This window comes from Enterococcus sp. AZ095b, assembly GCF_051714725.1.
GTDB classification, from domain to species: Bacteria; Bacillota; Bacilli; order Lactobacillales; family Enterococcaceae; genus Enterococcus_B; species Enterococcus_B pernyi.
Window position 1 is genome coordinate 1,626,931 of record NZ_JBIOSL010000001.1, and the last position, 20,660, is coordinate 1,647,590.

At 38.0% G+C, this 20,660-nt stretch carries 20 protein-coding genes; all 20 read right to left on the reverse strand.

Annotated elements, in window-relative coordinates:
* Nucleotides 1-104: 104 nt before the first annotated feature.
* Nucleotides 105-2,750 carry a DNA polymerase I gene (gene polA / locus IGJ99_RS07840; RefSeq protein ID WP_438770732.1) on the reverse strand — a complete coding sequence of 882 codons (2,646 nt, stop codon included), beginning with the start codon at nucleotides 2,748-2,750 and terminating at the stop codon, nucleotides 105-107.
* Between the two features lie 300 nt (nucleotides 2,751-3,050).
* Nucleotides 3,051-3,731 carry a Bax inhibitor-1/YccA family protein gene (locus tag IGJ99_RS07845; protein ID WP_019722650.1) on the reverse strand — a complete coding sequence of 227 codons (681 nt, stop codon included), beginning with the start codon at nucleotides 3,729-3,731 and terminating at the stop codon, nucleotides 3,051-3,053.
* Between the two features lies 1 nt (nucleotide 3,732).
* Complete coding sequence (locus IGJ99_RS07850) at nucleotides 3,733-4,206, reverse strand: MaoC/PaaZ C-terminal domain-containing protein (RefSeq protein WP_010735307.1); 474 nt, start codon at nucleotides 4,204-4,206, stop codon at nucleotides 3,733-3,735.
* A 338-nt stretch (nucleotides 4,207-4,544) separates the two neighbouring features.
* Nucleotides 4,545-5,879, reverse strand: coding sequence for a UDP-N-acetylmuramate--L-alanine ligase (murC, locus tag IGJ99_RS07855; protein WP_438770733.1), 1,335 nt, complete (start codon nucleotides 5,877-5,879; stop codon nucleotides 4,545-4,547).
* Between the two features lie 137 nt (nucleotides 5,880-6,016).
* Nucleotides 6,017-6,775 carry a YdcF family protein gene (locus tag IGJ99_RS07860; protein WP_023519770.1) on the reverse strand — a complete coding sequence of 253 codons (759 nt, stop codon included), beginning with the start codon at nucleotides 6,773-6,775 and terminating at the stop codon, nucleotides 6,017-6,019.
* A 21-nt stretch (nucleotides 6,776-6,796) separates the two neighbouring features.
* Nucleotides 6,797-7,264: a SprT family protein gene (locus IGJ99_RS07865; protein ID WP_010735304.1), complete on the reverse strand. Its 468-nt coding sequence runs from the start codon at nucleotides 7,262-7,264 to the stop codon at nucleotides 6,797-6,799.
* Nucleotides 7,261-9,441, reverse strand: coding sequence for a Tex family protein (locus IGJ99_RS07870; protein WP_438770734.1), 2,181 nt, complete (start codon nucleotides 9,439-9,441; stop codon nucleotides 7,261-7,263). The genes IGJ99_RS07865 and IGJ99_RS07870 overlap by 4 nt, the downstream gene beginning before the upstream one ends.
* Nucleotides 9,442-9,740: 299 nt before the next feature.
* Nucleotides 9,741-10,478, reverse strand: a complete 738-nt coding sequence (locus IGJ99_RS07875) for a metallophosphoesterase (RefSeq protein ID WP_438748125.1) — start codon at nucleotides 10,476-10,478, stop codon at nucleotides 9,741-9,743.
* 191 nt (nucleotides 10,479-10,669) lie between these two features.
* Complete coding sequence (gene trhO / locus IGJ99_RS07880) at nucleotides 10,670-11,608, reverse strand: oxygen-dependent tRNA uridine(34) hydroxylase TrhO (protein ID WP_438770735.1); 939 nt, start codon at nucleotides 11,606-11,608, stop codon at nucleotides 10,670-10,672.
* A 194-nt stretch (nucleotides 11,609-11,802) separates the two neighbouring features.
* Complete coding sequence (locus IGJ99_RS07885; RefSeq protein WP_010735300.1) at nucleotides 11,803-12,174, reverse strand: VOC family protein; 372 nt, start codon at nucleotides 12,172-12,174, stop codon at nucleotides 11,803-11,805.
* A 439-nt stretch (nucleotides 12,175-12,613) separates the two neighbouring features.
* Nucleotides 12,614-13,000: a hypothetical protein gene (locus tag IGJ99_RS07890; RefSeq protein WP_010735299.1), complete on the reverse strand. Its 387-nt coding sequence runs from the start codon at nucleotides 12,998-13,000 to the stop codon at nucleotides 12,614-12,616.
* 16 nt (nucleotides 13,001-13,016) lie between these two features.
* Nucleotides 13,017-14,453 (reverse strand): transposase, encoded by a 1,437-nt coding sequence (locus IGJ99_RS07895; protein ID WP_438770736.1) that lies wholly within the window; start codon nucleotides 14,451-14,453, stop codon nucleotides 13,017-13,019.
* Nucleotides 14,450-14,797 carry a DUF3958 family protein gene (locus IGJ99_RS07900; protein WP_438770737.1) on the reverse strand — a complete coding sequence of 116 codons (348 nt, stop codon included), beginning with the start codon at nucleotides 14,795-14,797 and terminating at the stop codon, nucleotides 14,450-14,452. The genes IGJ99_RS07895 and IGJ99_RS07900 overlap by 4 nt, the downstream gene beginning before the upstream one ends.
* Entirely contained in the window at nucleotides 14,797-15,078 is a 282-nt protein-coding gene (locus IGJ99_RS07905) for a TIGR04197 family type VII secretion effector (protein ID WP_023519882.1), read from the reverse strand. Before IGJ99_RS07905 ends, IGJ99_RS07900 begins: the two co-directional genes overlap by 1 nt.
* Before the next feature lie 216 nt (nucleotides 15,079-15,294).
* Nucleotides 15,295-16,686 carry an L-cystine transporter gene (locus IGJ99_RS07910; RefSeq protein ID WP_019724480.1) on the reverse strand — a complete coding sequence of 464 codons (1,392 nt, stop codon included), beginning with the start codon at nucleotides 16,684-16,686 and terminating at the stop codon, nucleotides 15,295-15,297.
* A gap of 214 nt (nucleotides 16,687-16,900) precedes the next feature.
* Complete coding sequence (locus IGJ99_RS07915; RefSeq protein ID WP_010735294.1) at nucleotides 16,901-17,299, reverse strand: DUF1149 family protein; 399 nt, start codon at nucleotides 17,297-17,299, stop codon at nucleotides 16,901-16,903.
* Between the two features lie 52 nt (nucleotides 17,300-17,351).
* On the reverse strand, nucleotides 17,352-17,972 hold the full coding sequence (locus IGJ99_RS07920) for an HAD-IA family hydrolase (protein ID WP_196228153.1): 621 nt from the start codon (nucleotides 17,970-17,972) through the stop codon (nucleotides 17,352-17,354).
* Between the two features lie 54 nt (nucleotides 17,973-18,026).
* Nucleotides 18,027-18,449 carry a hypothetical protein gene (locus IGJ99_RS07925; protein ID WP_224434815.1) on the reverse strand — a complete coding sequence of 141 codons (423 nt, stop codon included), beginning with the start codon at nucleotides 18,447-18,449 and terminating at the stop codon, nucleotides 18,027-18,029.
* 66 nt (nucleotides 18,450-18,515) lie between these two features.
* Complete coding sequence (locus tag IGJ99_RS07930) at nucleotides 18,516-19,187, reverse strand: hypothetical protein (protein ID WP_010735291.1); 672 nt, start codon at nucleotides 19,185-19,187, stop codon at nucleotides 18,516-18,518.
* Between the two features lie 211 nt (nucleotides 19,188-19,398).
* Nucleotides 19,399-19,686: a hypothetical protein gene (locus IGJ99_RS07935; RefSeq protein ID WP_010735290.1), complete on the reverse strand. Its 288-nt coding sequence runs from the start codon at nucleotides 19,684-19,686 to the stop codon at nucleotides 19,399-19,401.
* Nucleotides 19,687-20,660 lie beyond the last annotated feature (974 nt).

Here is a 20,660-nt window from a genome sequence, read left to right on the forward strand (position 1 = left end):
TTATTCTCAGAGCTGGACAGCTCTGTCACAATCTACTCCTGCATCGAACGAACCCGATCCAAGATTTTCCCTCGATGTTTGTCTATCGGTATAAAAGTAAAGAATTATTTGGCTTCATACCATGTTTTGCCCCAGCTGCTGTCTGTGATCAGTGGAACATGTAAAGCAACCGCCTGTTCCATTACTTCGCTGACTAATTTATCTAACATCTCTAATTCACTTTCTGGCACTTCAAAGACTAATTCATCGTGCACTTGAAGTAACATCGTCGCTTGCAAGTCCGATTCTTTCAAGCGTTTGTCCAATTCGATCATGGCGATTTTCAGGATATCCGCCGCACTTCCTTGGATCGGCGTATTGATTGCTGTTCGTTCGGCAAATGAACGAATGTTGTAGTTTCTTGAATTGATATCTGGTAAATAGCGACGACGATGGTATAACGTTTCTACAAAACCTTGATCTTTCGCTTCACGAACAATACGCTCCATGTATTCTTTGACACCTGGATATTTTTCAAAGTACGTATCGATATATTGTTGAGCCGCTTTACGCGTAATGCCTAAGTTTTGTGATAACCCATAATCAGAAATTCCATAAACGATTCCGAAATTGACTGCTTTCGCTTGACGACGCATATTTGGTGTGACGTCTTCGGCTTTTTCAATGCCGAACACACGCATTGCTGTACTTGAATGGATATCTTGTCCTTCTAAAAAGGCAGCTTTTAAATGCTCGTCATCTGAGATATGCGCCAATACACGTAATTCGATCTGAGAATAGTCAGAAGAATAGATCAACCAATCTTCGTTTCTAGGAACGAATGCTTGACGGATCTTGCGACCTTCATCTAAACGGATCGGAATATTTTGTAAGTTGGGATCAACTGAACTCAAACGGCCTGTCTGCGTCAATGTTTGAACATAGCGAGTATGGACTTTCCCGTCCGATTGGATCACTTTCAGTAAACCTTCGACATAGGTCGATTGGATTTTAGCGATTTGGCGATAAATCAAAATATCGTCAACGATCGGTGCTTGCTCACGCAATTGTTCTAAGACATCAACCGCAGTCGAATAGCCTGTTTTGGTTTTTTTGATCACTGGAAGACCCATCTTTTCAAAAAGGATCACACCTAATTGTTTAGGTGAGTTTAGATTGAATTCTTCTCCAGCCTCTTCATAGATTTTTCGTTCGATCTCTCTCAATCGATCCGAAAATTCGATTTTCATTTCTTGAAGACGAGTCGCATCCACTTTGATCCCACTGATTTCCATTTCAGCCAAGATGATCGACAAAGGTAATTCCATTTTTCGGAAAAGATCTTCTTGATTTTTTTCTGCTAATTCTTGACTTAGTTTAGGCGTCAAACCATTGATTGCTGAAACTTTTCGTGCTAGGTGGGCAAAGAAAACTTCTTCATCTTCTGGTAGACCTTTCTTCGCGCCTTTTCCGTAGATTGCTTCATCCGATTGGATATCATGATACCCGTAATGTGACGCTATCCCTTCGATGTCCTCACTTTTCTCGTTCGTATCCAATAAATAAGCACCTAGTAAGACATCAAAGTCGATCCCTTGTAATTTCGTTGCATAGCGGTTCAATGCCACATACGTACGCTTAGCATCATATACATGTTTCAGACGAGTCTTGTCCCCGACCCATGAAAGAAAGGCTTCATTTTCAAAAATCGCTAAGTCATTTGTCACATAGATTTTCTCTGGTGTTCCCCATGCCACACCAACGATGTCTTCTGTATGATAGTTGTCGCCCATCATCTCAACATATAAAGCCATATTTGTCTGGAACATGCTCTCATCATATTCATGGACCACTTCAAACAAAATATCTTTCATTTCTACTTGTTCTTCGACCACATCTAATTTAGCAAGAAATTGTTTGAAATCCATTTCCTTGAAGAAAGGCACCAATTTATCTAAGTCTTTTCCTTGATAGGCAAGGGAGTCAATATCCACTTCTACTGGCGCATCGGTATCGATCGTTGCTAATTTTTTGGACAAGAAAGCTTGCTCTTTGTCATTGATCAGATTTTCTTTCATCTTACTTTGTTTCATGTCGTCGATATGTTCATAGATCCCTTCAACAGAGCCGTATTGATTCAATAATTTGATCGCTGTTTTTTCACCGATCTTTGTTACGCCAGGGATATTATCTGAAGCATCCCCTGCTAATCCCTTCATATCGATGATTTGTTTCGGTGTAAGGCCATCATATTTTTCCGCCACATGTTCTGGCGTATAACTTTCAATATCACTTACACCTTTCACAGTGATATCGACTTTGATTTCTTTTGATGCCAATTGTGTTAAATCTCGGTCACCGGACAAGACAACTACATCGAATATTTCTTTATCCACTTTTTCTGCCAAAGTACCGATGATATCGTCTGCCTCATAGTTCGGTAACTCGTAATACTTCACACCCAGACCGGTTAGAAGCTCACGGATATAAGGCATTTGTTCTTTGAATTCTCCCGGTGTCTTTGAACGGCCACCTTTGTATTCTGCGTACATTTCTGTTCGGAATGTTGTTTTCCCTGCATCAAAAGCAACCAAAACATGCGTTGGTTGTTCTTTTTGCATGACATTTTCAAACATATTATGAAACGCATAGATTGCGTTGGTATGCAACCCATTACGATTTTTAAAACGTTCCAACGAATTGTGCAACGCAAAGAATGCACGAAAGGCCACACTATTTCCGTCAACGAGTAATAATTTATTTTTAGTCATCCGCTTAACTCCTTACTATAAAGTTCTTTCTCATTCTAACAAAGAATGCCAAAGAATGCGAAAAGAAAAAACGGACAGGCAAAAGGTTGTTAGAAAAGCGGTACGTACTAAGGCGTAAGACACCAGTCTTACTTTTTGAATACCGTTTATCCTAGATTGCGAACAAAGTAATTTAGGATAAAAATAGTGATTACTGGTATCGAGGACCCAAAAAAGAACCCACTAGAATTTGACGATCAAATTCTGTGGATTCTTTCTTTTCATATGAGAGATATTTTTATCTTGCTCTTCGTTTATTGCTTAGTTATTACGTCCAAAGATTCGTAAGAATGCCAAGAACAAGTTGATGAAATCTAGATATAGTTGAAGTGCCAAGAATACGGCAATCCCACTATTTGCTTGTCCATTTGATTGAACATATACATTTGCGATCTTTTGGTTATCATAAGCAGTGATACCTGCAAAAATCACGACAAGTAGTAATGAGATGAACAGTTCAACTGCACTACTTCTTAAAATAAAAACATTCAAGACCATCGCAATGATCACACCGATCAACGCTGCCATTCCGGCACGACCCACACCTGATAGATCTTTTTTAGTGAACATCCCGATTGCTGACATCCCAATGAACATCCCAGTTGCTGAAATAAAAGCAGTTGTGATCGTTCCGATATCATAAAAAGCTAATGTAACAGCTAAAACGATACCATTCAATAAGGAATATGCGATAAATCCACCGATTGCTAAGCTTGGATTTTTTTGTGCTTTTGCTCCTAAAACTAAAACCAAAATGATTTGGACAATCCATAATCCCATAAAACCTAATGGAAAATTATTGATGAAGCTTGCTACTTGATAAGGAAAAACTTGGATCGCTAAATAGGAAGTGATCGCACTCAGCGCTAGACCGATTCCTAAAAATCCGTAGACTTTCGCATAAAAGCGGTTGATACTATTTGATATGATTTGATTGTTCATCTTATTCACCTTCACTTTCAAGAGTTAATTCTTGTTCTAATTCTGGTGGTTGTACCATGACTACTGCATCTAATACACGATTGTCTTGTGTATTCGTGGCCTCCACTGAAATAGTCACAACATTTTTCATCTTATCCACTCGAATGACTTCAAACTGAAAAGTCAATGTTTCATAATGAAAAACCGGCTCGACAAAATTAGCTGAAAAATTCACCACATGAGAACCTGGACCAGGCAAGTGTTTTGACACTGCACTTGTTATGATTCCCATTAACATCACAGTTGGAACAATGGGTTGATGATATTCCGTTTTCTGTGCAAAATCATGTTGGATATATAAAGGATTGGCATCGTTTGTTAATCCTAAATATAATAATAACTGACTATCTTCAATTGATTCTGTTAAAGATAACGAGTCGCCTTCCTCGATTTCATTGATTGTTTTTCCTAATTTACGCGGTTTACTTATGTTCAAGTTTAAACCCTCCAGTTTATTTATTCATTCGTACCAATTGTACCAAATCATACAAAAAACGCAAGTTACAGAACATGCTTTGGTCTTTCACTTATGTAAGCAATCACTTCGATGATCGTACATTATTTATTGAAGACTATAGCATAGTTGAATAAAAACCGTTCGTATTTTGTCTGGATACTTTAGGATTTCTTAATTCGATTGAATACGTACGGTCACTATAAGCAGGCGAAACATTACTGAAAAAGAACTCTACCTATCACCCACAAATAAACGCCAAAAGGGGCTGCCACCTGACAATCCCTTTTGACGCTAACTTCTTTTATTCACTTAGATGATTACAGAACGTTTTTCGTTGTACTGCTCAATAATTTTTCATAGGCTTGTTCAAATTTTTGAACATCACCAGCACCCATGAAAATAATCACTGCTTCGTGGTAGTCTAATAACGGCGAAACGTTATCTTCTTTGATTACTTGACCACCTTTTTTGATTTTTGCCCCTAGGTCTTCGATTTTAACGTCCCCTTGTTCTTCACGGGCAGAACCAAAAATATCACATAGATACACACGGTCAGCTAAATCTAAGGCTTCGGCAAATTCATCCATCAAGGCAATCGTACGAGTAAATGTATGTGGTTGGAAGACTGCAATGATTTCTTTGTCTGGATATTTCTGACGTGCGCCATCAATAGTTGCTTTGATTTCTGCTGGATGGTGAGCATAGTCATCAACGACTGTCATATCAGCCACGATTTTCTCGCTAAAACGACGTTTCACTCCAGGGAATGTCAACATTTCGTCAGCAACTTCTTTCACGTCTAACTTCTCGAAGTAGGCAACTGCGATAACACCAAGTGCATTCAAAATATTATGTTTTCCAAATGCTGGAACTGTAAAGTGTCCAACAAACTCTTCGCCATGGAACACATCAAAAGCTGAACCAGTTGTCGTACGTTCAATATTACGTGCTTGGATATCGTCATTTTCATTCATACCGTAATAATAGATCGGCACATCCGCTTCTAACTTTCTTAGATAGTCGTCATCTCCGTAAGCAAAGATCGCTTTTTTGACTTGTTTTGCCATCGTTTGGAAAGCGGAGAAAACATCATCGATACTTGTATAATAATCAGGATGATCAAAATCGATATTCGTCATGATCACATAATCAGGAGAGTAAGCTAAAAAGTGGCGACGATATTCACATGCTTCAAAAGCAAAGAATTCTGCCTCTGGATCACCATGACCAGTGCCGTCACCAATCAAGTAACTTGTCGGACGAATCCCTGTCAATACATGTGATAATAGACCTGTCGTACTTGTTTTCCCATGGGAACCAGTGACAGCGATACTCGTATAATTTTGGATAAAATCTGCAATAAAATCATGGTAACGGATCACTTCTAATCCAAGCTCTTTTGCACGTTGGATCTCTTCGTGTGAATCTGGAAAAGCATTGCCGGCGATCACGATCATTCCTGGTTTGACGTTTTCTGCATCAAACGGCAAGATAGAGATATTGGCTTTTTCTAAATCTCTTTGAGTAAAGAAATATTTTTCGATATCTGATCCTTGGACGTTTAATCCTTTTTCATGTAATACAAGTGCCAAAGAGCTCATTCCTGAGCCTTTAATACCAACAAAGTGGTACAAATTTTCTTGATTTTTCATTTGAATCCTCTTCTCTTAACTATCATCCATTATTTTATTCATACATTCAACACGAAACCCATTATCTTATAAACAATAAAAAATTTCAACCAAATTTATTCGGATGATTTTTAGTTCCTTAAATATTAGTGCCCTGATTACCTTTTTAGCGAAACTTTTTCATTCATCGCTAAGAGACGTAAATAAGCAGACCACACCTCATCTGGGATGTCGACATGACCGATAAATCCCGTTCCATTAGGTCCGTAACCTTGGGCATCATCTTTCAAACGAACTATTTCTCCAAATACTAAGGCTTGGAAATAATCAGAAGGCCACAAGTCATTTAGTCTTTGATCAGAGAAGTTGAATCCCTTGGTACTTTCTGTCACTTGTGGAAGTATCGGTACATAATTATAAAAATGAATAGACTCATTGCCCCATTTCTTCTCAAAAGTCGCCTTTGTTCGTCGTTGCAAGGTGGGATCATTCATTAAAAGAACACGTTCAGGCAATGGGCCCTGTGCTTTTAATAAATTGTAAGAAAATGAAGCATTCTCGCCACAATTGGTTGACTTCGTTTCTAACAATAGTGCCTGTTCAGGTAACCTATATTTTTCAAGCAAATAGCGGGCACAAATCTCACTTTCACTTAAACCTTGTTCAAATAAGAATCCTTGTTTTTCAAAATTTTTATAGAGATACTTCGTCGCATGTCCGATCCCACCAACTAAAACGATTTGCGCAACCTGCTGGTTCAAGTAAGCCTTTGCTGCTTCATCTACTAGGACGGGCAGACAATTCCCAGCTAAAATCAGTGTTGGTGCTTTTAGTTCCGAACACTCCTGTGGGTCAGGGTCTGCTAAAAAATCCAATAAGCAATTCCAGTCTGCAATTCTTGATGGTTCACCTGTCATTCTGTTTCTCTCCTCATACAATTATTCAACATCCAAGTACGTGGTTTTTTGCCATACCAATCGTCCTCTACAACGCCCACACAAATAGCGATCTGTATTGATTTTCCTTTTACGATAAATCCATTCAGCACACTTTTGGCATTGATATCCTTCGATTTTTTGCCTTCTATTTGAAGGAATAGCAGGTGCATAACGTAAGCCACCCGTCTTTACCAATAACTGTTTGAAATCTGAGTCACGATGGCGATACCCTTTTCCAGTCAAGTGAAGATGATAATGACACAGCTCATGTTTGATGATCCCGATGATCGTTGCTTGATCGGCTACTGCAAACATCGTCGGATTAAAATCCAAATGGTGATCATTTAAATGATACCTACCACCTGTTGTTTTCAAACGTTTGTTGAACATTGCTTGGTGCATGAACGGACGCTGGAAGCTTGTCCAAGAAATCTCTTCGACTAACTGTTGCAATTCTTCTTGTGTCACGCTTGATCCTCGTAAGGCGAAAGCATCGTCAGACTGATACGCCCTTTGTTCGTATCCACTTGTTCGATCCAAACAGTGACGACATCACCAACGGAAACCACGTCAGTTGGATGTTTGACGAATTTATTGCTTAATTTAGAAATGTGGACTAAACCATCTTGTTTCACACCAATATCGACGAATGCGCCAAAATCGATGACATTGCGAACTGTTCCTTTTAATTCCATGCCGGGTTTTAAATCTTCCATACTCAATACATCTGAACGTAAAAGTGGCGCAGGCATTTCATCTCGCATATCTCGTCCTGGTTGGGTCAACCCCTCAAGAATATCTTTTAATGTTTCTTCACCTACTTGCACTTGTTGTGCCAAGCGTTGTGGAGAAATCTGACTTAATTTTTCAATTGCTTCTTTCGTTCCTAAATCCTTTTCAGATAATTGGTTTGCCTGTAAGATCTCTTTTGCTACTGCATAACTCTCTGGATGGATCGCGGTGTTGTCCAGTACATGTTTGCCACCAGGCACACGTAGGAAACCGATTGCTTGTTCATATGCTTTTGGCCCTAAACGTGGGACCTGCTTCAATTGCGTTCGAGAAGCAAATGCACCATTTTCTTCACGATACGTTACGATGTTTTGAGCAGTCGTCTTATTTAGACCAGAAATATGTTGCAACAACTGAGGACTCGCTGTATTGACATCGACCCCTACTTGGTTCACTGCCGTTTCAACAACAAAATCCAACTGTTCTGCTAATCTTTTTTGTGAAACATCATGTTGATATTGTCCCACGCCAACAGCCTTCGGATCGATTTTCACTAGTTCAGCCAACGGGTCTTGTAATCTTCGAGCAATCGAAACTGCACTCCGTTCTTCGACTTGTAAATCAGGAAATTCTTTACGGGCAATATCACTTGCGGAATAGACAGAAGCTCCGGCTTCATTGACGATGGCATAAAACGCTTGATGTTTGGCTAACTTCAACTGTTCTGCCACAAATAACTCCGATTCACGGCTCGCCGTCCCATTACCGATTGCAACCATATCCACGTGGTACTGATCAATCAATTTCACAAATGCAGGACCTGCTTCGGCTCTTTTTGCTTGATTTGCCGGTTTATGCGGGTAAATCACTTCGATCGCTAAAACCTTACCAGTCGCATCCACCACTGCTAATTTACAGCCGGTACGATAAGCTGGGTCAAAGCCTAAGACAACTTTCCCTTTTAAAGGTGGTTGTAATAACAAGTTACGCAGATTTTCACCAAATATAGCGATGGCTTGCTCGTCCGCTTTTTCGGTCAATTCATTACGGACCTCCCGCTCAATCGCAGGTTGGATGAATCGTTTGTAACTATCGTGAATCGCTAAACGAACAGAATTAGCAGAAGACGAAGCTGTATCAGGAATCAATTGTTTCTCCAAATAAGTTAAAATCGCAGCTTCATCAACCGTAAGATTGACTTTCAACACTTCTTCTTTTTCTCCACGATTGGTTGCTAAGATGCGATGAGAAACAATTTTATGAATTGGTTCAGAAAACTCGTAATACATTTCATATACGCCTTTTTCATCATTTTCTTTGTTCTTGACGGTACTTTCGTATAGCCCCTTATTGTACGTATATGAGCGGACCCATGTTCTGAATTTTGCATTGTCACTTACCTGCTCTGCAATGATCTCATGGGCACCTTCTAAGGCTTCTTCAGGAGACGGAACTTCTTCAGTGACGTATTTAGTTGCTTCGGTCAAAACATCTTCAGATGAAAAGGTCAATAACCAAGTTGCTAAAGGTTCTAACCCTTTTTCTTTCGCAATCGTCGCTTTCGTTCTTCGTTTTTGTTTGTATGGACGATACAAATCCTCTACTTGTTGCATCTTTACAGATTGTGTAATACTTTGTTGTAATTCTGGAGTCAATTTTCCTTGTTCATCAATCAAACGCAAGACTTCGGTTTTACGTTTTTCCAAATTTGCTAAATAAGCATAGCGCTCTTCAATTTCACGGATTTGTACTTCGTCCAAGCTTCCGGTCATTTCTTTACGGTAACGAGCAATAAAAGGCACCGTATTTCCTTCTGCTAATAGATTTAAAACAGTCGTCAACTGTTTTGCTTGATAATCTGCCAATTCTTTCTTTACAAGATCTAGAATCGTTGGATTTACTTTGTCTGTCATTAAATAGCCTCTTTTCTAAGTCGAAATCGATTCCTACTACGGTTTATTCATTAAAAAGCAAGAATCAAAAAATCATACTGATTTATTTTAGCATAGATTCTGGTATTTCTAAATGTAACTAAACAGTGTCTAGAACAAAAATAAAATTCATTTTTGTTTTTAATTTGAAAATGTATAATCGGTTTTCCAAAATCTGACCTTCAGGACTAAGCTAAAAAGCCCAAAAATTTGAAGAACAAATTTCGGGTTTCTCGGCTTATTTATCAGAACTATACACTTTTATCAAAAACTTTTTCTGATCAATCACGTGGTTGCCATGGTCCTTGATTGTTTTGATACTCGATATCTTGGATGATTCCAGTTGGTTCAAAAACGACACCATGCATCGATCCGCCAAAGACAGCCCCACCGTCGATCCCGATTTTCTGATCTTGTATCCACAAATCAGTTGTCTGCATATCTCCATGGAGTAATGGCGTGATCGTATGACCAAATACGATCGTCTTATCAGTCCGATTCTTATGCTCATGAAAAGGCTCTCTGATCCATAAAAAATCTCCAGGGCTAGTATCACGCCAATCTTTTTTAGTTAGATCAACACCCGCATGGACAAAAAGATAGTTTTCCCATTCATAATATAAAGGCAAATTACATAAAAAATCGACCAATTCACGATATCTTGAACGAATCATCATGGCAATCTCAGTTGGTGAATATTCTTCTGCTGCACCTGGATGCAAAAGACTTTCCATTGTTTCTCTTCCACCGTTTCTTAAGTAAGACGGATACCAGTCTTCTGGTTCTTGGAGAAACTGTAAGAAGTACTCTTCATGATTGCCTCGTAAGTAGACCGCACCAGTTTCTTTCACTAACTTCATTCCTAGTAATAAGCAATCTTTTGTTTTTGGTCCACGATCATTCAAATCACCAATCAAGACTAATTGATGAATATGTGGATCATAATGTGTTAATAGCTTTTTAAAAAGATTATAACTTCCATGGACATCACCGATTGCATAGACAAATGGTTTATTCATGACACCACCACCTTTTCATTTGATTATATCGCAATTTTATCCTCATAGGTAGCAACAATTTCCGAATAGTTAAGAGAAAAATCTCCTGATTTCAGATGAAAATGAGAGCCACGAAAATTTGAAGAACAAATTTCATGACTCTCATTTTATTTTATAAACACTAACTACGTCAGCTTTGATTTTTAGAAAAATTATACAAATGCTGCTAAATGAGCGTCGATTTCTTCCGCAGATAGATTTCTTTCTTTGACATAGCGATTATGCGGATGTTTAGCACAGGCTACTGAACATGAGCCTAAATGTTTTTCTTCATTTTCCACTGAGGCTAACATTTGACGATTACACTCTGGATTTCCACAGTTGATGTAGCGTTCGCAAGGAGTACCATCAAACCAGTCTTCCCCAACGATCTGCTTATCTACGCGATTGATATCGACAGCGATACGCTCGTCAAAAACGTACATTTTTCCATCCCATAGTTCTCCTTGGACTTCTGGATCTTTACCATAGGTCGCAATCCCCCCATGCAATTGACCGACATCTTTAAATCCTTCTCTCACTAACCACCCAGAAAATTTCTCACAGCGAATCCCGCCCGTACAATAAGTCACGACTCGTTTTTCCATAAACTCTTCTTTATGGTCACGAATCCATTGTGGTAGTTCTCTAAAGCTACGGATATCAGGACGAACCGCTCCTCTAAAATGCCCGAGATCATATTCATAGTCATTTCGTGCATCGATCACAACCGTATCTTCATCAAGAATCGCTTCTTTAAACTCTTTAGGCGACAAATAAGCGCCCGTCATTTTTTTTGGATCAATGTCATCTTCTAGTTTTAGTGAAACTAGTTCAGGACGCGCACGAACAAACATTTTTTTGAAGGCATGACCCTCGCTAGGATCAATTTTGAAAAATGTGTCAGCAAAACGTTCATCTGCCAACATCGCTTCCATGTATGCCTCAGTTTCTGCGATCGTTCCAGAAACTGTCCCATTGATCCCCTCTTCTGCGACAAGGATACGTCCTTTTAAATTTAGTGATTGGCAAAAAGCAAGATGCTCTTTCGCAAAAAGTTCAGGTTCTGTGATTGTTGTATATTTATAATATAGTAGTACTTGGTAATCCATTTAGTTACTTCCTTCCATCAATTCATTCCATAACAGTATAAAGAAGTATAAATGAAATGACGATATTTCTGCTTGTGTATTTTTGCGCAAGTATAGTTTACATAATATAAATATCGTAATCTTATGTATTCAAAGACACAAAAAAACCGACTAAAATTTCAGTCGGAGTTCTTGCTTCATTCTTACTAAGTAAGTTATTTTCCTGTCACAGCAAAGTAATTGCCATCGGGATCTGCAAAATTGAATACATATTCTTCACCTAAATGGACTAAATCACCTAATGTCACTTCTAATTGTTGCATCTTTTTGTATAAACCAAAAATATCCTCACTATAAAACATCAAAGAAGGTGCCCCACTAGCTGTACCTGGTGAATGCTGTTCGATAAATTCACGATCATATAAAACAAACGCAGTACCCGCATCTTTTGATTGGGCAATCTCAATAATCAATGTACCATCCATTTCTTGACGATCCAACACAACAAAACCGATCTGCTGCCAGAAATTTGCATTTTTTTCAACATCATCTACGTATAACATGATTTTCATTTCATTTGTAAACATCTATTCATTCCTCCACTTTTTTCGTCCTAGCTAGTTTAGCATAGCTGGTACTGAAAATCTATGTTGGAGAGGTACGAATGAGAAAAGTGATTTATGTCATTCATTTTATAAGTAAACTCATCTTTTACTAGTCAAGTCTATGCTATATCATAGTCATCAGTTTTTTTATCTACTATATATTCTTCATTTAAACTTTTAACAATGTGTTTGATGTTAAATCCATAAATTATATCTGTGAACATATCACCTTCTGATACATCACAATCACTACAAAAACATTCAATGGAATATAAGCCATCTGAAAGTAAAATATCAGCTTCTCCTGAGTCTTCATCTATTCAGTTTACTTTTTTTATATTAATCATCTTGTATTATTTCCTGTGGTTTTAAAAGATACAATTTCATTAATTAAAACATTGATTTCAAAGTTCTTCTATTTTTATTTATCCGCCCTATATTTTTTTATCCAGTCAAGAGTTTCTTCTTTATTTGTTATTAGAATAATAAAACTTTCTTCCGTAAATTTTACACGGGTGTCTTTTACACTAACACCATGATCCTCACTTATCATATCTATTATCGTTACTTCTCCTTCAGAACTAGCTAATAAATATTGATTACCTTCTAAAAATATTCCCTCGTATTCGTCTCCTTCATACAACTCATCTTTAAAATTACTATTTTTACTAGTATCATCAGAAACTACGAAATCTATTGTATCTTGTATGTTATTTTTATCAATTTCTGAAATTAAGAAGTCTTCAATTTTAAATATTTGTTGTTTTCCATACAATTGTAAGACGTTTTCTATTTGTTTTTCCTTCACTATATTTTCCTCCAATTTAAGGTTTTGGGATAGGATAGGTAGTCCACACATTTTTTAATTCGTCGTAAACTATTTTTATATGCGTTTCACCTTTTGTTCCAATAATCTTGCCTGTATCAATTATACTAGAAAAAGATTTTTGTCCTTGATTCCCTATGCCATTAGGTATGGTCTCCACAAGTTTTCCATTTTTTAAAGCATCTTGTACTAATATATTGGCTTCGTCTGATGTATTAACATTAAACTTTCTAGCTCGTTTAGCAATTGTATTTCTCAAATGTTTGTTTTTAATTTCAAATTTTTTAATGTTAATATTTTCTAGTTTACCAATTCCACTCACATCCTCAATCTTACCACTCTCCACCTGTTTCACACCAGTAGTCGTCAATACTTTGTAAGACGCATAAGTAAAGCCTAAGATCATCAGGGCTTGACCGAGTTCAGATTCATTGATCCATGTGTAGCCGTCTTTGACGTATTGTGAGGTAGAGACGAGACTGCCTAAGAGTGGGTCTAGTTTTTCACCAGTTTCATAATTAACACCTTGGCGCCAAGCCACATTGACTTTTTCTTGGTAAGTATCGTACGTCATGAATTGGATCAGTTCAGGTTCTAAATATTGCCCTACTTTCGTGACATATTGATAGAGCTCGGGGTTCACGATACCGTAGCCTGATTGCTTGTCTTCGATTTTCCAAAAGACACGTGGATTCCCATCGCTATCGTGAATAATGAGAGCATAGACGTTGTAGTTTTCTAGTTCTTTATTTTTAGTTGGATCGATGCCTTTTTTCTCGTTTTCTGCATGTTGCCATTTGTCTTGGATCGTGGTTGTCCACGACAAATCTTTCGGGATAGAGAATGATTTTTTTTGACTGTTCCAAGCTGTTTTTGTTTGAGCGAGTCCTTGATTGACTGCTTGTTCGATACTTTTGATTTCTGTAAAAAATTGGGCGGAACTTTGATTGTAAGCTAAGAGTTTTTGGAGTTTTTCTTCCAGTTTGTGTTTCAAGTCATGATACATCATGAGTAACAACGTATTCTGATTGAGTTGAAACCCTTGGTGTTCTTCCGGCATATGAGGTGAAAGAAGCAACTGCCGTATTCCCTCGGCTTGGGTGATATATTGATTCATTTGACGAATTTGCGCTTCTAATTCGGATTGTTTCAAGCTGATGGAATCAACTTGATTTATGTATTCCTGTGGAAATCGTTTCGCTGCTTTTTCGACCGCTTCGGAGAGTAAGATTCCTCCTTGGACGAGTGGGTAAAGTATTTGAGAAAAATAGGCTTTCGCAGCGTCGTAGGTTTTCCCTTGGAGATTGGGCGTTTGTAAAGTGAATTGAGTGATGGTTTGTTGGAGATTTTGGTAATCAGTGACTTGTTTTTGGCAGAAGTGACTGGCGCTCGTAGCTTGTGTTAAGGAGTCGTTTAGGTACATGTCGATACTCATAGGTTTTGTTCCTCCGACATGATTTTTCTTTTCTCAAAAGCAATTTCTTCGAGTTTATTCGTGATTCTTTGTTGTTGGATCATTTCGTGATGTTGGTATTCATCAAAGCCATTCATCAATCGCCTACTTTGATGTGAAAACTCCGAGGTGAATGTTTCGATGGACGTAAAGATATTCGATTTCTGGTAAGACAATTGTAATCGAAATAAGAAGTTTCCGATTTCTTTAAAGTGATTCTGGTAATCTGAACGGCAGGCATCAAGTTGTTTCATTTTCTTTTCCTGTTCTTCTCTTTTTGCTTGCAGCAACGTTTCCTCGGTATCAAGATTTGTCCATTGATTCATTAGCGTCTCTCCTTAAAAAGATCTCGACTTAACTGAGTGTCTAGTGTAGAAAATCCTTGAGCAGCAGTTTGCAATTGATTAGCAGCGCCTGAGATAGCTGAGGCAATTTGATTGGCTGAGTTTTTGGCGGACGTTATGCTACTTTGAATGTCTTGATTGCCAATTAGCGTGGTGCGTGTGTCATTTTGAAGCGATGATGCTTGGTTTAAAGGGGTGGTTGCACTGGTGATTCTTGAAGTGGACTGTTGGGCTTGTTGAGAATTACTGCTGAATGTAACCATAGATCTCCTCCTCGATTTATATAGGCTGTATAGAACGCTTACATATTCATTATAACAATACATAACCTTTCGTTGGATGAGAATTGTATTAGATAGGTCTCGTTACCTTATTTTTTTATAGATTTTTGAATCAATTATTTCACGTTTACACTTTTCGGAATATATTTTAGTATAAAAAAAGCGAGAGCAATCTGCTCTCACTTTTCGTTTTTTCGATCACGCATTCACGTCAACGACTTTTGCTTCATCTTTGATCACATCTCGATCAAGATCATTGATACGTGCACTTGTAACAATACCTGCTACCATACTGCCACTTACGTTGACAGCTGTACGAGCCATGTCGATCAATGGTTCAACGGAGATAACTAAACCAACGATTGCTACTGGTAAGTTCATTGAACCTAATACGATCAATGAGGCAAAGGTTGCCCCACCACCGACACCAGCTACTCCGAATGAGCTGATTGTTACAATGGCTACAAGAAGCAAGATGAATTGAATGCTAAAGACATCCATTCCAGCTGCTGGTGCAACGATTGTCGCTAGCATGGCTGGGTAAACACCCGCACAGCCATTTTGACCGATCGATAAACCAAAGCTGGCAGCAAAGTTTGCTGTGGCTTCATCCACACCAAGCGCTTTTGTTTGTGTTTCGATATTCAATGGCAAAGCACCCGCACTTGAACGTGAAGTAAATGCAAAACTTAGTACTGGAAATGTTTTTTTCAAGTAGTCGATCGGGCTGACTTTCACACCGATCAAAATCAAGAAATGAACGATCATCACTGCAAACAATGCAAGATAAGACGCTAACACAAATTTACCTAAGTTCAAAATGGCATCAAAATCACTTGTTGCCATCACGTTCGTCATCAATGCGAACACGCCATAAGGTGTCAAACGCAAGACTAACGTCACGATACGCATCACGATACGGTACAAGCTATCGATCATATCAGCAAAGAATGATGCTTCTTTTGGTGCTTTTCGTTTGATTCCTAAGTAAGCAACCCCAACAAATGCCGCAAAGATCACGACAGCAATCGTACTTGTTGCACGAGTTCCGGCAAGGTCTGCAAAAATATTTTTAGGAATAAATGACAAGATTTGTTGTGGGATACTTAATCCTTCCACTGTTTCTTGTCGTGTCGCTAACTCAGAAATACGAGCAGTTTCGGCCGCTCCTTGCGTAAATTCAGCACCTTGAAGACCAAATGCGATCGTCACACCGATCCCGATCAATGCGGAAATAGCCGTTGTTGCTAATAAAGTGGTCAGCACCGTTGCACTGATTTTACCTAATTTTTCTGATACTTTCATTTTTGTAAAAGCCGCAACGATTGAAACAAAGACTAAAGGCATGATCAACATTTGTAAGAAACTAACGTAGCCGTTCCCAACGATACTGATCCAATCCATGGATTGCGTAATAACCTCGTTTTCTACTCCAAAAATCAGTTGCAACGCGCCCCCGAATACGATACCGGCAGCTAGCGCAGTGTAAACCCGCGTTGAAAATTTTGCATGGCGCTTTTGCATACGATAAAACACATATAATAATGCCGCAAAAACTAGAACCACTAAAACTGTGATGAGTGTTGTCATTTTCATCCTCCTCTTAATTTGTAATGACAAGTCCATCTAAGGAAGTAAAGGTTCCCGAGAAGAACTCTTCAGCTCTTCTCCTGAAAATATTTTTTTCAGTGACTTATTCATTCTAGACTATTTTCCGAAATTTTTCCTTACTTTTGCTTACAATTAGTAATAGAAAAAAACACCAGTGATAGCTAATAACTATCACTGGTGTTTTCTCTTAATTTTATTCTTTGGTTTTTTCTTCTTTTTCTGATTGGAAGTTCAATTTCACACCTGGCGCATCCAAGGCGATCTCTGTTACTTCATAGGCCAGACGTTTGACCATTTCAAAAAGTGGGGCCACTAATTCATCGACCTCTTCTTGCGTCACATCATTTTGATCTTGGACTTTGCGATTCAAGATGTGGTTGATTTGACTAACGCTTCCAGATAACACATATGTATCAAATACTAAACGAAATTCTAAACGGGCACCAACGATGCTATGTTCTTTCGGATAGTTTTCAATTGTCTCTTTTAGTGGTGAAAAACCTACTTTTAAGTCAGTTTGTACCTCTTGATCAGGTTTTAAAAAATCATAATGAAAAGCTTCTACTACTTCTTTTTGTCTTCTAATTTCCATTTTATCACTCCTCTGTTTAAATTATAGCATAACTAAAGTTGAAAGGGGATACTTATTCTGCATTCTTTTCGATTGCTAAAATATCCGCTAGATTCGCCACAATATGGTCGGCAGGAATCTCCCCTAAGAAATGATCGATATCATATAGGCAAGTGTGGATCTTTGCGTTGATCCCCGCTTCAATATCTAATCTTCGATCCCCTATCATCATTGTTTTTTCTGGGTCTAAATGATAACGATCTATCAAGTGACTGATTGCATCAGGTGCTGGTTTTCTGGCAAATCCTTGGTCGATACCAATCACTTCTTCGATCAAATCTGCTAGCTCAAAGACTTTTAAAAGTTTCCAAGTAGAAGCCGTTACACGATGTGTTAAAATATAATGTTTTGCTCCCTTCTGTTTTAAACGACGTAAAACCATTTCAGTCTCTTTGAACGGTACTGAGAGTTCTTGATATTGTTCTTCATATTGATGAAACAATTGATTGAAGGAGGCTTCTTCTAATTGATAACTTTCTCGTAGTTTTCTCACCGATTCTTGCTTCATCACGCGATATATTTCCTTTTTTGGTCGTTCGATACCAAAATCTTGTAATGCTTGAGATACTCCTTCAACCATCGCCGGATACGTATCGAACAATGTCCCATCAAAATCCCAAATGTAATTTTTAATCATTCTTTTACTCCTTTTTACTCATTTCACTAGACCTTTGCCTAATATTTTTTCTTATACCTTTGTTGTGAATTGCGTGCCGCACTTTTTACAAGTCACTCGAATCTCACCCTTGCCTTTCGGCGCCCTTTGCTTGAGTTGACAAGTTGGACATGAAAAAATCGTGTAGGTAGTGCTAGCTTGTTGTTCGGATTGACGTTTCAGTTTATTTTTCATTTTCGTAAACCAGCTTTTGATCGCAACTGTTTTTTGTAAATACGCTTGATTTTCGTTTGAACGAACATAGATTTTCTTTGAACTAAATCGAGCGATGGTCAAAGCGATAAAAACGAAGAAGAGTAGATAGCCTAAACTGAGAGGCAACCAATATCTAACGACAAAGAAAAATAATCCTAAAACTAAAAATAAACGATTCAATGGATCAAGACGCGCATATCTCCCTTTCATGACTTGTTGATATTTTTGTTGAGCTTTCATTATACGTTGTATCCAAATAGGTCCCATTTTTTTCTCCATTTCTCTTTTATTCAAAAAGAAAAAGCCTTAGTTGGCCTTTTCCATCGTCATTTGTTGTAACACATGACGGTTCCTCATAAAATCGATCACGATCAGTTTTTTTTCATCTTCACGTTTTACTACTCGAAAGGTATCTTGTAAAGGGAATGTTAACTTCTTAGATTGGATTTCCTTCAAGCGTACAAAACGACGGATCAATGAGAGCAATTGTGGAAACTGGATCGATGTGTGTAATAATTCTGGATATTTTTTTAGTAACTGCGTTGTTTTAAACAAATTTCTTTTTCGGCTGATTTGTTTTAAAAAACTTTTTAATATCTTTTGCTGCCGCTGAAAGATTGAAAGAGAGCCTTCTTCATCGATCTGGTAACGCATCTGACGTTGTAGATCTTTCACCGATAGATGTACTTCAGTGGTACCTGACTCTACGTTGATTCCTTGAGGGAAAAGTTCTGAAATTGCTTTGTCCCACTCATTTAATGATACTTCAAGATAGTCATTCAATGGCAGTTGAAGTTCTTGAACAAAAAATTGCTTCGCAGCTTGAATGCCACCTTGTTCATAAATTTCCCCAATCGTCAACCCTTCTAAATGAAACTCCGGCGAAAAATGCAAGACTGTTTTTTGTTCATCGATTTGCGTATAGATGAATGTCGACCGTTTCAGAATCGTATCTTTTAAAACAACTAAAAAATTCATTCTTTTCCCCCTTTTTTCTACTACAAAATAGCATATTTTCAACTGTTTGTGTGCAAATATGCTGAAGATTTCATAAAATCTTATTCTTTGAATTTTATGCGCATATAAAAAACTTTTTCATGGCTCTATTAGTTTTTTTATTCATGTATTTGATATTATGGGAGATTCGATAACCGTTACCGAGTATCTGAATCTAAAGGTGTCTGACAACTTATAGATTCATTTCGGCGCGCCTTCTGATTTTTTGCTCGTTAATAAGCCTTGTATTCGTATCATTACTATTTGTTTTACCTATATTTTTAATTGTTGAAAAAATGCTATTTCCCGAAGGGGCCTGTGTAAGCTGTGAGACGTTGATTGCTGTCGTTATTTCCGCGTTTTCTAAGGTAGTTTCCAATGGATGCTCGTATATTAAATTCTCCACATTAACTACTTTCATCACAGCAAGAACAAACAATAGGTCGCCGTTTCCTAGTTGGTCAGCTAGACTTCTTTTCATTGGTGCGCACTCAAAAAAGTTTCGTCCTAATCCAATTATCACGAAGACAAGCCATTAGCATCTCAGCATCGGTTATTTGAAGGTTTGCTTTTAACATTTTGTCAGTCAGTACAGCATTCAAGACAGCTTGTTTTGTGACAGTCGGCAATTTTAACATGTCACTTACATTTTCCACAAAAGAATTAACCCCCTCGCCATGAATTAGCTTCAGAAATTTTTTCGTATCTCTTTCGAAGATCTTCTCCACTATCCCTGAAACCTATCGGACTCCTTAGATAACTTATCAAATCGTCCGATGATGCGACAATATGGGTCACTTCGTGCATAAGAGTATCCTTGGGACTTGGCTGCACTTGAATCCTTGGTCTAGTAGCTGGATTCACATGAAAAACTATCAAGCATGAAAATAATTCGACATTCAGGGGCAAACCGCATGACAAACGCATGTGCACTCATGAATCCTTTAATTTGTAAGTAGTGATTCTTTGTCACCCCATCATGCAATAAATCAGTAGAAACAAGCCAAATATTTTTTAAAATTAAAATCCTCTATTTGTTGAAGAAGCTGTGCACTTTTTTTCAACTGATAACAAGCGCTTCATAATTTTTTTTACATTTGTTCTTGATTTTCTGCATCACCTCGTCTAAACCTTTCGATTAAGTAAGCTTCCGCAGGCGTAGTTGCAAGAGTCTCTTCTTTTGATAGTTCCTTCTCTATAAATTTCTGGAAATCTTCCTGCGCATTTTTAAACTCTACAGTAAATTATTCTAGAAATGGTTTGAGTGATTCTAGCGCTTTAGTGATATCGATACCAGAAAATACACGATAATTCGGATTTGAATCTTCGGGGAAATCCCCTTTAATCGCTGAAGTAATTAGCTCTCTTAATTTAGCTTCACCACTAATTACAGAAGACGGGAATTCTGGGACAAACTCTTGATATAGGTTCTACCTGTCTCTGAAATCATCAATC